Annotated in this window: 16 protein-coding genes, 1 tRNA gene and 1 pseudogene; 6 read left to right on the plus strand and 12 right to left on the minus strand. The window is 71.4% G+C overall.

Features of this window, described 5'->3' with window-relative positions; translation table 11 throughout:
• The first annotated feature begins 72 nt into the window (after positions 1-72).
• The gene (gene sds / locus VB737_RS02925; protein WP_043325320.1) at positions 73-1044 is read left to right on the plus strand and encodes a solanesyl diphosphate synthase; all 972 of its coding nucleotides are present in this window, start codon (positions 73-75) and stop codon (positions 1042-1044) included.
• 7 nt (positions 1045-1051) lie between these two features.
• Here sds and VB737_RS02930 read toward each other — a convergent pair whose 3' ends face one another.
• The 3 genes from VB737_RS02930 to VB737_RS02940 all read right to left on the minus strand — a co-directional run bounded on the left by VB737_RS02930 (position 1052) and on the right by VB737_RS02940 (position 2603).
• Positions 1052-1711, minus strand: coding sequence for an HAD family hydrolase (locus tag VB737_RS02930; RefSeq protein WP_500310992.1), 660 nt, complete (start codon positions 1709-1711; stop codon positions 1052-1054).
• 14 nt (positions 1712-1725) lie between these two features.
• Positions 1726-2037, minus strand: coding sequence for a hypothetical protein (locus VB737_RS02935; RefSeq protein ID WP_500310994.1), 312 nt, complete (start codon positions 2035-2037; stop codon positions 1726-1728).
• A 113-nt stretch (positions 2038-2150) separates the two neighbouring features.
• Positions 2151-2603: a TspO/MBR family protein gene (locus tag VB737_RS02940; protein WP_500310996.1), complete on the minus strand. Its 453-nt coding sequence runs from the start codon at positions 2601-2603 to the stop codon at positions 2151-2153.
• A gap of 79 nt (positions 2604-2682) precedes the next feature.
• Between VB737_RS02940 and acs the strand changes: the two genes are divergently transcribed.
• Positions 2683-4656, plus strand: a complete 1974-nt coding sequence (acs, locus tag VB737_RS02945) for an acetate--CoA ligase (RefSeq protein WP_500310998.1) — start codon at positions 2683-2685, stop codon at positions 4654-4656.
• A gap of 24 nt (positions 4657-4680) precedes the next feature.
• Here acs and VB737_RS02950 read toward each other — a convergent pair whose 3' ends face one another.
• Both VB737_RS02950 and VB737_RS02955 read right to left on the minus strand, forming a co-directional pair.
• The gene (locus VB737_RS02950) at positions 4681-5397 is read right to left on the minus strand and encodes a DUF1350 family protein (RefSeq protein WP_500310999.1); all 717 of its coding nucleotides are present in this window, start codon (positions 5395-5397) and stop codon (positions 4681-4683) included.
• Positions 5398-5431: 34 nt separating this feature from the next.
• Positions 5432-5896 carry a peroxiredoxin gene (locus VB737_RS02955; RefSeq protein WP_500311001.1) on the minus strand — a complete coding sequence of 155 codons (465 nt, stop codon included), beginning with the start codon at positions 5894-5896 and terminating at the stop codon, positions 5432-5434.
• A 133-nt stretch (positions 5897-6029) separates the two neighbouring features.
• Between VB737_RS02955 and VB737_RS02960 the strand changes: the two genes are divergently transcribed.
• Together VB737_RS02960 and VB737_RS02965 are read left to right on the plus strand one after the other, a co-directional pair.
• Positions 6030-6968, plus strand: a complete 939-nt coding sequence (locus tag VB737_RS02960; RefSeq protein ID WP_500311003.1) for a 3'-5' exonuclease — start codon at positions 6030-6032, stop codon at positions 6966-6968.
• A gap of 121 nt (positions 6969-7089) precedes the next feature.
• The gene (locus VB737_RS02965; RefSeq protein WP_500311006.1) at positions 7090-7344 is read left to right on the plus strand and encodes a hypothetical protein; all 255 of its coding nucleotides are present in this window, start codon (positions 7090-7092) and stop codon (positions 7342-7344) included.
• A gap of 120 nt (positions 7345-7464) precedes the next feature.
• Here VB737_RS02965 and VB737_RS02970 read toward each other — a convergent pair.
• From VB737_RS02970 to VB737_RS03000, 7 genes are all read right to left on the minus strand, one after another.
• Positions 7465-7538 (minus strand) — tRNA-Pro (locus tag VB737_RS02970).
• 14 nt (positions 7539-7552) lie between these two features.
• Positions 7553-7909, minus strand: coding sequence for a hypothetical protein (locus tag VB737_RS02975; protein ID WP_500311008.1), 357 nt, complete (start codon positions 7907-7909; stop codon positions 7553-7555).
• The gene (locus tag VB737_RS02980; RefSeq protein WP_500311010.1) at positions 7906-8082 is read right to left on the minus strand and encodes a hypothetical protein; all 177 of its coding nucleotides are present in this window, start codon (positions 8080-8082) and stop codon (positions 7906-7908) included. Before VB737_RS02980 ends, VB737_RS02975 begins: the two co-directional genes overlap by 4 nt.
• The gene (locus VB737_RS02985; protein WP_323304543.1) at positions 8079-8387 is read right to left on the minus strand and encodes a hypothetical protein; all 309 of its coding nucleotides are present in this window, start codon (positions 8385-8387) and stop codon (positions 8079-8081) included. The genes VB737_RS02980 and VB737_RS02985 overlap by 4 nt, the downstream gene beginning before the upstream one ends.
• A gap of 11 nt (positions 8388-8398) precedes the next feature.
• Positions 8399-9115, minus strand: coding sequence for a peptide-methionine (S)-S-oxide reductase MsrA (gene msrA / locus VB737_RS02990; RefSeq protein WP_500311012.1), 717 nt, complete (start codon positions 9113-9115; stop codon positions 8399-8401).
• A gap of 24 nt (positions 9116-9139) precedes the next feature.
• Complete coding sequence (locus VB737_RS02995; RefSeq protein WP_094585894.1) at positions 9140-9421, minus strand: hypothetical protein; 282 nt, start codon at positions 9419-9421, stop codon at positions 9140-9142.
• Between the two features lie 99 nt (positions 9422-9520).
• Complete coding sequence (locus VB737_RS03000; RefSeq protein ID WP_500311014.1) at positions 9521-11269, minus strand: ABC transporter ATP-binding protein; 1749 nt, start codon at positions 11267-11269, stop codon at positions 9521-9523.
• A gap of 68 nt (positions 11270-11337) precedes the next feature.
• Here VB737_RS03000 and VB737_RS03005 point away from each other — a divergent pair, with 68 nt between their 5' ends.
• Positions 11338-11646 (plus strand): DUF3288 family protein, encoded by a 309-nt coding sequence (locus VB737_RS03005; RefSeq protein WP_323304547.1) that lies wholly within the window; start codon positions 11338-11340, stop codon positions 11644-11646.
• A gap of 182 nt (positions 11647-11828) precedes the next feature.
• Positions 11829-12166 (plus strand): annotated as a pseudogene (locus VB737_RS03010) (anthranilate phosphoribosyltransferase); the annotation flags it as partial.

Consider the following 12166-nt stretch of genomic DNA (forward strand, 5'->3'; position numbering starts at 1 on the left):
GCGTCAGCCTGCAGTCGCCCACCCGCGCCTACTGAGCCACGGCCCCTAGGATCCTTTCATCGTGGAGGTGACGTGGCGACGGTTGCAGAGTTGCTCCAGCCGGTGGAGTCCGACCTCGATGCCCTGCTGGCCGACCTGCGCAGCCTGATCGGCGCCGGCCACCCGATTCTGCAGGCGGCCGCTGAGCACCTGTTCGCGGCCGGCGGCAAGCGGCTGCGGCCGGGCATCGTGCTGCTGCTGTCGCGGGCCATCGCTCCCGACGGCGGCCTCAGCCCCCGCCACCGGCGGCTGGCGGAGATCACCGAGATGATCCACACCGCTTCGCTCGTCCACGACGACGTGGTTGATGAGGCCGCCACCCGCCGGGGGGTGGCCACGGTGCACAGCCGCTTCAACCACCGCGTGGCCGTGCTGGCCGGCGACTTCCTCTTCGCCCAGGCCAGCTGGCACCTCGCCAACCTCGATGACCTCGATGTCGTCAAGCTCCTGTCGCGCGTGATCATGGACCTCGCCGATGGCGAGGTACGCCAGGGCCTGTTCCGCTACGACACCGGCCAGAGCTTCGAGACCTACCTCGAAAAGAGCTACTGCAAGACCGCCTCCCTGATCGCCAACAGCGCCCGGGCCGCCGGGGTGCTCACCGGCCTGAGCGAGCCGCGCCTCGACGCCCTTTACCGCTTCGGCCGCCAGCTGGGCCTGGCCTTCCAGGTGGTCGACGACATCCTCGATTTCACCGCCAGCGACCAGCAGCTGGGCAAGCCCGCCGCCAGCGACCTGGCCTCGGGTTACCTCACGGCTCCGGTGCTCTATGCCCTTGAGGAGCGGCCCGCCCTGGCGGGGCTGATCGAGCGTGAATTCTGTGAGGCCGGCGACCTCGACCAGGCCCTGGCGATGGTGCGGGGCTGCGAGGCTATCGGCCGTTCCCGGGCCCTGGCCGAGGGCTTCGCCCGCGAGGCCCACGAGGCGATCGAGTGGCTGCCCCCGTCTGAGCCCCGCAGCGCCCTGCGGGCCCTGCCCGAGTTCGTCCTCAGCCGCCTCTACTGATCCGGCCCTAGGGATCCAGGCGCACCTCCTCCAGCGAGTTGAGGCAGACCACCCCCTCGGGATAGGCCCGGCAGTTCACCCCCGGCGGCAGCAGCACGTGTACGCGGCAGCCGGCGCCCAGGGCGGCGGCCACCCCGGCCCTGGAATCCTCGAATGCCCAGCAGGCCGTGGGGGCCACCTTGAGGCGCCGGGCCGCCAGCAGGAAGGCATCAGGGGCCGGCTTGCCGTCGCCCAGTTCGGGATCATCGCCATGGACCCTTTCGTCGATCAGGGCCATCCAGGGGTGGGGGGCCACCTTGATCGCCACCGCGGGGCGGGCACTGCTGGTGGCCAGCGCCATCGGGATCCCCAGGGCCCGGCAGCGTCGCACCAGCGCCTCGGCACCGGGCATGGCCGGGGCGGAGGCCAGCAGGGTCTCGGCGATCGGCTGGCGCACCGCCAGCAGCTCCTCCTCACTCAGGCGGGGCCCGCCCGCGGCGGCAATCCACTGGCGCACCTGGCTGGCGCAGTCGCGGCGCCGGCGGCCGCGCAGGCTGAGCAGCTCGGCGTCATCGAGGGGCCGGCCGAAGCGGCTGGCTGCCGCCTGCCAGGCCCGGGCATGGGCGGGTTCGGTGTCCAGCAGCAGACCGTCGAGATCGAACAGGCAGGCGGCGGGTCGCTGGGGCATGCCACCAGCCTGCATCAGGACGGATCGTTCTCGGGGTAGCGATCCTCCAGGGCGGTCTCCAGGGTGGTGAGCAGCAGCACCAGGGCGGCCCGCTGATCGAGTTCGCTGCCGCTCACCTCGCTGATCCAGCGGTGGCAGAGCGCCTCGATCTGCTGGAACAGGGCCGTGCCTCCCCGCAGCAGGGTCATCACCTTCTCGACGTTGTCCTCATCGATGTCCGGCGGCAGCCCCACCACATAGCGGCGACCGTCGTCCCCCACGTAGGTGAGGTTGCCGTCAGCGTCGAGCGTCGGGCCGGCATGGGGCGTGATCGGCTGCTCCTCCATGGCCATCCGCTCCAGTCCCGTGGGTCGTCCCCAGGCTAACGCCGCCGGCCGATCTTGCCAAGCAGGGATGAGCAGCCCTGATCGCCCGGCTGGCGCCGCTGGCCCGTGGGGTCTCAGCGGTTCAGCCGCTGCATCTGCCAGGTGACGAACGTGCCGATCGGGCTCCAGAGCAGGAACGGGACCAGCAGCAGAGCGGCGACGGGCGAAACGGCCAGCGTCGCCAGGGCCAGGCCCAGGCCCCAGATCCAGCCCGCCAGGCCCGCCGCCGTACCCCAGGCCAGCCGGCGGGTGCGGCAGATCAGCAGCGTGTAGCTCTGCACCAGGACGAGCAGCACCAGGTAGGCGGCCATGGCCAGCGGCGCCGCCGCGCCCCCGGCCCCCCAGCGCAGCAGGGCCGAGGCGTAGAAGCAGAGGTAGATCAGCGACCAGATCAGGGGGATCCAGCGCTCGAAGGTGAGCCAGCGGGGGCGCCGCAGCCGCAGGAACCAGGCGAACTGCTGGCGGCTCGGGGTGAGGACGGCGATCACCAGCCCCATCAGCAGCAGGATCGTCAGCCAGGGGGGCATGGGAGGGGGACGGAGTCCTCCAGCGTGGCCCGTCTGCGGTTGAATGCACCATGCCCCAGCCTGCCCGGCAGGCCTCGCCATGACCCAGGACTCCTCCCCCACCATCGAGTCGGTGCTCCAGGAAGAGCGGCAGTTCGCCCCGCCGCCCCAGCTGGCCGCCGAGGCCCGCATCGGATCCATGGCGGCCTACCAGGCCCTGGCGGCGCGTGCCGAGGCCGACCCGGACGGCTTCTGGGGCGAGGCGGCCCGGTCGGAGCTGCACTGGTTCAGGCCCTTCGACACGGTGCTGGACTGGAGCGATCCCCCCTTCGCCCGCTGGTTCGAGGGGGGCACAACGAATCTTTCCTACAACTGCCTCGATCGCCATCTGGACGGCCCCCGCGCCGACAAGACCGCCCTGATCTGGGAGGGGGAGCCCGGCGACGGCCGCTCCTTCACCTACCGCGAGCTGCACGCCGAGGTCTGCCGCGCCGCCAACGCCCTCAAGGCCCTCGGCGTCGGCAAGGGCGACCTGGTGGCGCTTTATATGCCGATGGTGCCGGAGGCGGCCATCGCCATGCTGGCCTGCGCCCGCATCGGCGCGCCCCACTCGGTGGTGTTCGGCGGCTTCTCGGCCGAGGCCCTGCGCGATCGCCTGATCGACGGCCAGGCCAAGCTGGTGATCACGGCCGACGGCGGCTTCCGCAAGGACAAGGCGGTGGCGCTCAAGCCCGCCGTGGACCAGGCCCTGGCGGAGGGCTGCCCCAGCGTCGAGCACGTGCTGGTGGTGCGGCGCACCGGCGAGGCCACCGGCTTCGAGGCCGGGCGTGACGTCTGGTGGCACGAGCTGGTGAACGGCCAGAGCGTCGACTGTCCGGCCGAGCCCATGGCCAGCGAAGACCGGCTGTTCGTCCTCTACACGTCCGGCTCCACCGGCAAGCCCAAGGGGGTCGTGCACACCACCGCCGGCTACAACCTCTGGGCCCACCTCACCTTCCAGTGGATCTTCGACATCCGCGAGGACGACATCCACTGGTGCACCGCCGATGTCGGCTGGATCACCGGCCACAGCTACATCGTCTACGGGCCCCTCTCCAACGGAGCCACCACGCTGATGTACGAGGGGGCGCCACGGCCGAGCAAGCCGGGCGCCTTCTGGGAGGTGATCCAGAAGCACCGGGTGACGATCTTCTACACCGCCCCCACCGCCATCCGCGCCTTCATGAAGAGCGGCCGTGCCGTGCCCGACCAGTTCGACATGGGCAGCCTCCGCATCCTCGGCACCGTCGGTGAGCCCATCAATCCCGAGGCCTGGATGTGGTACCGGGATGTGATCGGCGGCGACCGCTGCCCCGTGGTGGACACCTGGTGGCAGACCGAGACCGGTGGGGTGATGATCAGCCCCCTGCCCGGGGCCACCCCCACCAAGCCCGGCTCCGCCACCCTGCCCCTGCCCGGCATTGCCGCCGACGTGGTGGACATGGAGGGCAACAGCGTGCCGGCCGGTCAGGGGGGCTACCTGGCGGTGCGACGCCCCTGGCCCGGCATGATGCGCACCGTCCATGGGGACCCGGAGCGCTTCCGCCGCAGCTACTGGGAGCACATCCGGCCCGCCGACGGCAGCTGGCTCTACTTCGCCGGCGACGGCGCCCGACGCGACGCCGACGGCTACTTCTGGGTGATGGGCCGGGTCGATGACGTGATCAACGTCTCCGGCCACCGGCTGGGCACGATGGAGATCGAATCGGCTCTGGTGAGCCACCCCTCGGTGGCGGAGGCGGCGGTGGTGGGCCGGCCCGACGAGCTCAAGGGGGAGGGGATCGTCGCTTTCGTCACCCTCGATGTCGGCCTGGAGGGCGATGCGGCCCTGGAGGCCGAGTTGCGCCGCCACGTGGGACTGGAGATCGGGCCGATCGCCCGGCCGGATGTGATCCGTTTCACCGATGCCCTGCCCAAGACCCGCAGCGGCAAGATCATGCGCCGCATCCTGCGGTCCCTGGCGGCAGGGGAGGACGTCAGCGGTGACACCTCCACCCTGGAGGACCGTTCGGTGCTCGATGCCCTGAGGGTGTGAGCGCGCCTGCCGGGCCGGGAGGCCTCAGGCCGTCCCGGACCAGGTGCTGATCTGATCGGCCAGCCGCTCCATGGCCCGCTGGCGGGCCGGATCATCGGCCCACTCCCCCAGGAACTGCTTGCGCAGGCCGCCGCTGGCGGGGGTGAGGTGATCCCCCGGCAGCTCCAGCAGGGTGGAGGCGTCGCCGGCCCTGGCCTGCAGCACGCCGATCAGCCGGCCGCTCTGGTCGATGGTGTCGCGGCTGAAGCGGACCACCAGGTTGCGGGGCTGGCTGTAGCTGCTGCCGATCTGCCGCAGGGTGTCCTCCGGGGAGGGACTGAACTCGCTGCGGAAGCGGAACTGCTGGCCCAGCTCCGCCAGGAAGGGGATCGACCGCTCGGCCGAGAAGTTGTTGAAGCTGAGGGCCACCAGGCCATCGCAGCGGCGGCCGCCGTCGGGGGCGAGCAGATGCAGCTTGCAGCCCAGGCTGTGGCCTAGCCGGATCAGGGGGGAGGCGGCTTCACCCCGCTGCTGGCGGAACAGGCGCCAGGCGGCGTTGGCCTGGGCCTGGTGGTCGAAGCCGGGCACGTAGCTCCAGGCGTGGATGCTCCAGCCCCGGGCCGCCAGGGCCTCAAGGCAGCGCCGGTAGCTCAGCTGGGGGGTGGCCGCCAGGTAGCTGCCGCCGATGAACTCGACCAGCCCGCGGGACCGGCCCGGAGGCTCCAGCCGCCAGAGCTCCCCCTGCTGTCGCCACGCCGTCATCGTCCGGTTCCCCCGTGCTGGATTGCGCGCGGATTCAGGCGGCCTCCAGGCCGCGCAGGGCGTCGAGGGCCTCGCGCCGGTGGGCCGGGCCGTCCAGCAGGTTGTTGAACACGTGGCGGATCACCCCGGTCCCGTCGATGACGTAGGTGACCCGGCCGGGCAGCAGCCCCAGCACGCTGGGAACGCCAAAGGCCTTGCGTAGCCGGTTGCCCCCATCCACCAGCAGCGGGAAGGGCAGCCGGTGGCGGTTGGCGAAGCGCCGGTGGCTGGCCGCATCGTCGCCGCTGACGCCCCACACCTCGGCCCCTAGCGCCTGCAGGTCGGCGTAGCTGTCGCGGAAGGCGCAGGCCTCCATGGTGCAGCCGGGGGTCTCGTCCTTCGGATAGAAGAACAGCACCAGGGCCTTGCCCTCCAGCCGGTCGCTGCGGCGTTCGGTGCCGTCCTGGTCGGGGAGGGCGATCAGGGGGGCGGTGTCGCCGGGGGCGAGGGCTGGGGCCACGGAGCGGGGGACGGGGGCAGAATCCACCAACCCTAGGAAGCCGGCACCGGCGGGGATGGGCACGGGGTCGGGGGACGGGGGTGCTGGGACCTTGCCCGGCTTGCGACCATGGACCAGCGAGCGCATGACGCCGATGCAGGAGCAACCCGGTCTCTGGCTGCAGAACGACCTGCTGGGCCTGGCCGCCCCGGAGCCTGGGGCGGCCACCGCGCCTGAGGCAACCCCGGCACCGGCCCCTGCGTCGCCGCCAGTCCCATCGGCTCCCCAGGCTTCCCAGGCCCCCATCGAACCGCCACGCCCGGTGCCCATCTCGCTCCCCGCCTGCGCCGGGCGTCCCCAGCGGGCCCTTCCCCGGGGGCCCGAGACTCTGCTGATTCTGGACACGGAGACCACCGGTCTCTCCACCCTCCAGGGGCAATGCATCGAAGTGGGGGCGATCCTCTTCCACGTGCCCCACAGGGCCGTGCTGTCCCAGGTGTCGTTCCTGCTGCCCTGCGCGGCCAACGCCGCCGAGGCCATCAACGGCATTCCCGCCGCCGTGACCCGGCTGGAGCAGCCTCGGCAGGAGGCCCTGGCCTGTTTCCTGGCCATGGCGGCGGCCTGCGATGCCCTGGTGGCCCACAATGCCGCCTTCGATCGGCAATGGTTCGGCCTGGGGCCCCTGCCGCCTCTGGAGCGCCCCTGGATCTGCTCGATGGAGGACATCCGCTGGCCGGCCGAGCGCCAGCTGCGCAGTTCCCCCTCGGTCCGCGACCTGGCCCTGGCCTACGGGGTGCCGGTCTGGGCCGCCCATCGGGCCCTCACCGACTGCATCTACCTGGCCCAGGTGTTCGAGCGTTGCGCCGATCTGGAGGCGCTGCTGCTGGCCGCCCTGGAGCCCCGCAGCCTTTACCGGGCGGAGCTGCCCTACGCCGAGCGTCACCGGGCCAGGGAGGCTGGGTTCCGCTGGAACGAAGCCGTGCCGCGGGCCTGGAGCCGGCGGCTGAGCCGCCGTGAAGCGGAGGCGCTTGCCTTCCCCGTCCAGCTGGTGGCGGATCCGGCCGCCGCCGACGGGCTGGCCCACAGCGCCTGAGGCCGGTGGCTGTGGGGTCCGGAATCTTCCGTTTTTGTTTCGATGCCTGAAGCAGAACCGGGGATCCCGGACGCTAACGCCCAAGCTCCCCACCCTTGGGGTGTTCTTCGGCGTCGGAGTCATGGTCACCCGGCCGCCGACCGGATCCGCTGTCGCCGCTGACCCGGCCCAGCAGTGTGTGCGTCGCTGGCAGACGGCCCGCACCTGGGCGCGGCTGATCCGGGAGGCGGAAGCCCTCTGGCGGGTGGATGTGCGGGCCCTGCGTCGGCTGGCCTCCCAGGAGCTGTTCCAGCTGGTTCAGGAGGTGCCCCCGCGCCTGCGGCGGCGCGTCAACCGCTGGCTGGTGCGCTTCAACGTGCTCACCCGTCTGCGCTGAGGCCCGGCGAGGACCAGGCAGTCCCGGACATGGCCAAAAAAAATCAGCTGATGGGATCAGCTGACAGGAAGGAAAACCACCGACGCCCACAGGGGGAAAACGTTTGGCGGACCGGCTGAATCGGAGCGGCGGGATTTGAACCCACGACCCCCACTACCCCAAAGTGGTGCGCTACCAAGCTGCGCTACGCCCCGGCGGAACGAAGCTATCACAGCGTCCTGGGGGTCCCGCGCCGCCTGGAGAGGCGTCGCATCAGGCGGTTGGTGAGTCGCTGGCGACCCATGGTGGTGTAGCCCCGGACGCGCTCGCGACGGGCCAGCAGCCGCAGTTCCGCCAGGCCCATCGTCGCCAGCTGCAGCTCCGGCAGCCGCTGCCAGGCCATCGACGGCAGGGGCAGCTCGGAGCCCCCGCGACCCTCGGGGAAGCCCTTCAGCGCCCCACCGGCCATCCACTCGGGCACCAGCACGAACAGCACCGCCAGCAGGCCGTAGAGCTCCACCAGCCCCCTGGGCAGCGGATGCAGCTGACGCTTGGGGGGGTCCTGCTCCTCGGCGGGGTCTCTCACGTCAGCAAGGCCGCCGCCGGTGCGCCCGGCGCCAGGGCGCTGGGCCCCTGGCGCCACTGCAGCGGTGGCTCCCCGGAGGGGTTCAGGCGCACGGTCCAGAAGGCCAGGGCGAAACAGAGGCCCACCGCGGCGATCAGGGCCACGATCACGACCCGATCGGAGAGGGGCTTCATACCTGTTCGCTACGCACGCAGACCCGTTTGATGGGCAGCTGCTCGAGGGTGAGTTCATCACCCCGCAGGATCACCCGCAGGGATTCGTTCTGATAGCGCAGGCCCGGTGCGTCGGAGGCCTCCCGGAACAGGGTGGCGCGCGTGCGACCCGCGATCAGGGACGCTTGGGAGGCATTGCGCTCCAGCACCACCGAGAAGCGGTCACCGCAGAGGAACTTCTCGCGGATGTCGTAGTTCTCCCACCACGGGGACTGCATGGCCAGCAGCGGCAGGAGTCCGAGCGCGAGCAGCGGGGGGGCGGCCATGGCGGAAGCGGTCAGACGAGGGCAATCGGCGCATTGTCGCCGCGAAGGACGCAATGGGGGATGGCCCAGTCATAGCTTTCCCACACGTGGGCGGGAAGGAGGTAGGTGGCGCCGGCGAAGTCGCCCAGGGGAACTCCCGTGGGCTGGGCCGAGCAGTAGGGGCGGCTGCCGGGCTTGGCCAGGTACTGCTGGTGATACGGCTCAGCGACGTGGAACCGCTGGCCGGTGGCGATCTCCGTGGTGATCGTGCCCCGGCCGGCGGCGTCGAGGGCGGCCTGGTAGGCAGCGCGGCTGGCTTCGGCCAGGGCGAGCAGTTCTGGGTCGTCGACGTAGATGGCCGAGCGGTACTGGCTGCCGCGGTCGTTGCCCTGGCGGTTGCCCTGGGTGGGGTCGTGGCATTCCCAGAACAGCTTGAGCAGGTCGGCGAAGGAGACCCGGGCGGTGTCCCAGACCACCCGCACCACCTCGGCGTGGCCGCTGCGGCCGCTGCACACCTGTTCGTAGGTGGGGGAGGCCAGCTGGCCGCCGGCGTATCCGACGGCGGTGGTGATCACCCCGGGAAGCCGCCAGAACCCCTTCTCCGCCCCCCAGAAGCAGCCGCAGCCGAACTGGGCCTCCGCCTGGCCTGCCGCCGGCGGGGCCGTCAGGGGGGTGCCCAGCACCACATGCGGGGGGCTGGCGCCGGCTGGGCTGGTGTCGCTCGCAGGGCTGCTGAAGAGGCCGAACAAGGGTTTCGTATCGGGGAAACCAGCCTAGGCAGCGCCCTGCTGGTCCTGCTGCGGCACCAGGGCGATGTGGTTCAGCAGGGTGGTGATGAACGCGAACAGCAGGAAGGGCAGCGACAGCACCAGGATCAGCCCCACCCCCACCAGGGCGAACAGGGGCCGGCTCGCCCCCATCAGGGCCAGACCCGCCGCCAGGCTCACGAAGATCACCGCCATCCAGACCAGCACCTGGCCGTAGATGTCACCGAAGGTCAGGGTGCAGCGGATGTTGTAGGGCTGCTGGCTGAGGAACGACGGGGTGGGGGCCATGGGGACGGCGTGGCAGGCGTTGAGAAAACCACGGCCCTTCCAGATAAGCCCAGCCGGCGCCCCCGATGGGGGCTGCTCAACATCTGTTTGAAACCGAATTCAGGCGGCCTGGAGCTGGCGGTCGGCCTCCTCCCGGTCCCATAGCCGGCGGTAGGTGCCCTCCTGCTGCAGCAGGTCGTTGTGGTGGCCCTCCTGGACCAGGTGGCCGGCCTCCAGCACCAGGATCCGGTCGCAGGCCGCCGCGGCCGAGAGCTGGTGACTGATCATCACCACCGTCCGCCGCTGTTCCTCGCGCACCGAGCGCAGGATGCCCGCGGCGGTGGTGTTGTCGACGCTGGCGAGGGCGTCGTCGAGCACCAGCAGGGGGGCGTCCACCAGCAGGGCCCGCCCCAGGGCCGTGCGCTGCCGCTGTCCGCCGCTGAGGGTGATGCCCCGCTCCCCCACCAGGGTGCGGTAGCCGTCGGGGAAACCCTTGATGTCCCCCTCCAGGCGGGCCTGGCGGGCGGCCTGCTCGACCCGCTCGATGCCGGCTTCCGGGTCGCCGTAGCGCAGGTTGTCGGCCAGGCTGGCGGTGAACAGGTAGCCCTCCTGGGGCACCAGGGCCACCTGCCGGCGCAGGTCGCTCAGCCGCAGCCGCGTCACGTCGACGCCGTCGAGGAAGAGCTGGTCGGGCGGCACTTCCACCATCCGGCCGAGGGCCCGGGCCAGGGTGGTCTTGCCGCAGCCCACCGGCCCCACCACCGCCACCAGTTCCCCGGGGCGGATCGTGAAGCTGAGGTCCTCCAGGGACGGTTGCCCCGCCCCTGGGTAGCGGACCGTGAGGCCGCGGGCCACCACGGCTCCGAGCGCCGGCCGGGCCGGGGGCAGGGGATCGGCGGGGGAGACGATGGCGGGGGGATGGCTGAGCAGGGATTCCACCCGCTCCAGGCTCACCTGGCCGGTCTGGAAGGTGTTGAGGGTGAAGCCCAGCAGGGCCGTCGGGAAGACCAGGCGCTCCACGAACAGGATCAGGGCCACCAGATCGCCGATGCTGAGCCGCTCGCTCTCCAGCTGGCCGCTGCCCAGGGCCAGCAGCAGCAGCAGGCTGAGGGAGGCGATGCCCTCGAGCATCGGAAACAGGGTGCTGCGGGTGCGCGCCAGGGAGAGCTGGGCGTCCAGGTACACCTTGTTGAGGTCGGCGAAGGCCTTCTCCTCGGTGGCCTCCTGGCCGTAGATCTTGATGGCGCCGATGCCGCTGAGGTCCTCCTGGACGAGGTCGCTGAGGTTGGCCAGCACCTCCTGCTGGCGCCGCTGCTGCTTCATCATGCGGCCGCCGAACAGGCGCACCACCATCAGCATGCCGGGATAGAGGGAGACGGCCGCCAGGCTCAGCAGTGGATCGATCGCCAGCATCGCCGGCAGGGTGAGGGCATAGGCCAGCACCGTGTTGGTGAGGCTGAGCAGGGCGAAGCCCAGCAGCCGGCGGATGTTCTCCACATCACTGGTGGCCCGGCTGATCACCTCACCGCTGCCGGTGGTCTGCACCCAGCCGGGGTCCTGGGTGAGCACGTGATCGAAGATCCTCTCCTTGAGGCTGGCCTCCACCTGGCGGCCCACCCCGAACACCAGCATCCGGGAATAGAGACGGGTGGCCCCCATCACGGTGGCCATCACGACGATCAGGCCGGCCACGCCGAGCACGTCCGCCAGCACGAAACCGGGCTTGAGCTCGTTGATCGACTGCCGCACCACCAGCGGAATCGCCACCCCCAGCAGGTTCACCACCACCAGGGCGGCGGCCCCCACCAGCACCGTGCGTCTGTGGGGCCGGAGGTACCGCCCGATCAGATCCAGCCGCAGGGCAGCCATGCAGGAAGGCGGGGCAAGGGGGTCCCTAACCTAGGCACTGCTCCCCTGGCCCCCGGGCCGCCCGGGCCATGGACGACCAGAACCATCCCCTCCATGCCATCGACCGGGAAACAGTCGACCGGCTGCTGGCGGTGGAGCGGCCCGAGGACGGCCACCTGGTGGATGCGGCAAGGCTGCAGATGCGCTACGCGGGCTTCCCAGGCGCCGCCGACATCCGCGACGATCTCGAGCGGATCCTGCGCCTCTGGGGTCTGGACGCTGCCGCACTCCATGCCCGCACCCGGGCCATCTGGGCAGCCGGCTTCCGGCCCGGTGCCGCACCGGTGGCCGAAGCGGTGGGCTCGGGCTTCGACACCGCCTCCGACGACGCCGGCTGAGGGGCGTCGGCCGGACGATCGCGCCGCGTTGGTCAGAACGGTCCACTTCGGGCGATAGTGGGGGCGTCCCCATCACCCGGCCCGGCGTGCTCTGCACCCGGGCTTTTTCTTGCGCCCCTGTCCCCTGTTCCGCCCCATGGCCGGACTCCCGTAAGTTGCCGCTGGTGCTTCAGCGTTCGGTCATGCCCGCCTCCCCCACCTGGCCCCGGCTGCTGGAGCAGCTCCTCAACGGCCGGGATCTTGAGGCCGAGCAGGCCGAGGCCCTGATGCGGGGCTGGCTGGACGGCGGCATCGACCCGGTGCTCACCGGTGGCCTGCTGGCCGCCCTGCGGGCCAAGGGCACCAGCGGCGAGGAACTGGCGGCGATGGCCGCTGTCCTGCGGCAGGCCTGCCCCCTGCCGGGCGAGCGGCCGGCCCTGGAGCTGATCGACACCTGCGGCACGGGCGGGGCCGGCGCCGACAGCTTCAACATCTCCACCGCCGTGGCCTTCACGGCCGCCGCCTGCGGCGCCCATGTGGC

Origin of the sequence: Synechococcus sp. BA-120 BA3 (assembly GCF_034931285.1) — a bacterium.
Classification (GTDB): Bacteria; Cyanobacteriota; Cyanobacteriia; order PCC-6307; family Cyanobiaceae; genus Cyanobium.

Coding starts and splice junctions, on each gene's coding strand:
- VB737_RS02930 (WP_500310992.1), bottom strand. CDS start 1,711: ATGCCCCAGCGACCCGCCGCCTGCCTGTTCGATCTCGACGGTCTGCTG.
- VB737_RS02935 (WP_500310994.1), bottom strand. CDS start 2,037: ATGGAGGAGCAGCCGATCACGCCCCATGCCGGCCCGACGCTCGACGCT.
- VB737_RS02940 (WP_500310996.1), bottom strand. CDS start 2,603: ATGCCCCCCTGGCTGACGATCCTGCTGCTGATGGGGCTGGTGATCGCC.
- acs (WP_500310998.1), top strand. CDS start 2,683: ATGACCCAGGACTCCTCCCCCACCATCGAGTCGGTGCTCCAGGAAGAG.
- VB737_RS02950 (WP_500310999.1), bottom strand. CDS start 5,397: ATGACGGCGTGGCGACAGCAGGGGGAGCTCTGGCGGCTGGAGCCTCCG.
- VB737_RS02960 (WP_500311003.1), top strand. CDS start 6,030: ATGCAGGAGCAACCCGGTCTCTGGCTGCAGAACGACCTGCTGGGCCTG.
- VB737_RS02965 (WP_500311006.1), top strand. CDS start 7,090: ATGGTCACCCGGCCGCCGACCGGATCCGCTGTCGCCGCTGACCCGGCC.
- VB737_RS02980 (WP_500311010.1), bottom strand. CDS start 8,082: ATGAAGCCCCTCTCCGATCGGGTCGTGATCGTGGCCCTGATCGCCGCG.
- VB737_RS02985 (WP_323304543.1), bottom strand. CDS start 8,387: ATGGCCGCCCCCCCGCTGCTCGCGCTCGGACTCCTGCCGCTGCTGGCC.
- VB737_RS02995 (WP_094585894.1), bottom strand. CDS start 9,421: ATGGCCCCCACCCCGTCGTTCCTCAGCCAGCAGCCCTACAACATCCGC.
- VB737_RS03000 (WP_500311014.1), bottom strand. CDS start 11,269: ATGGCTGCCCTGCGGCTGGATCTGATCGGGCGGTACCTCCGGCCCCAC.
- VB737_RS03005 (WP_323304547.1), top strand. CDS start 11,338: ATGGACGACCAGAACCATCCCCTCCATGCCATCGACCGGGAAACAGTC.